The sequence below is a fragment of the Streptomyces katrae genome (assembly GCF_000966975.1).
Taxonomy (GTDB): Bacteria; Actinomycetota; Actinomycetes; order Streptomycetales; family Streptomycetaceae; genus Streptomyces; species Streptomyces katrae.
Window position 1 is genome coordinate 1 of record NZ_JZWV01001763.1, and the last position, 560, is coordinate 560.

Annotated in this window: 1 protein-coding gene; it reads left to right on the forward strand. The window is 78.9% G+C overall.

What is annotated here, in order from left to right:
* On the forward strand, positions 1-560 hold a 560-nt coding region (locus tag VR44_RS40495), incomplete at both ends, for an SDR family NAD(P)-dependent oxidoreductase (RefSeq protein WP_045952706.1).

The window sequence follows — 560 nt, forward strand, 5'->3', positions numbered from 1 at the left end:
CGGCGTCCTCACCGCGGACGGCCCCGAAGACCAGCTCGCCGTACGCCCCGACGGGGTGTTCGCCCGCCGCCTCACCCGCATCCCCGAGGCGGAAGCCCGGCGCACCGCGGAGTGGAAGCCCCGCGGCACGGTGCTGATCACCGGCGGGACCGGGGCCCTCGGCGGACACGTGGCCCGGCTCCTCGCCGCCCGCGGCGCCGCACACCTCGTCCTGGCCGGCCGCCGCGGCCCCGCCGCCGAGGGCGCCGCCGAACTGACCGCCGAACTGGAGGCGCTGGGCGCCCGGGTGACCGTCGCCGCCTGCGACGTGGCCGACCGGGACGCCCTCGCCCGGCTCCTGGCCGAACTCACCGGCCCGGACGCCGCACACCCGCTCACCGCCGTCGTGCACACTGCCGGCACCGACACCCCCGGACTGCTGGCCGACACCGACCCGGCCGCCTTCGGCGCCGTCCTGGCCGCGAAGGCCGCGGGCGCCGTCCACCTCGACGCCCTCCTCCGCGAACTCCCCGGCGGCCACGAGCTCGACGCGTTCGTCCTGTTCTCCTCCATCGCCGGCG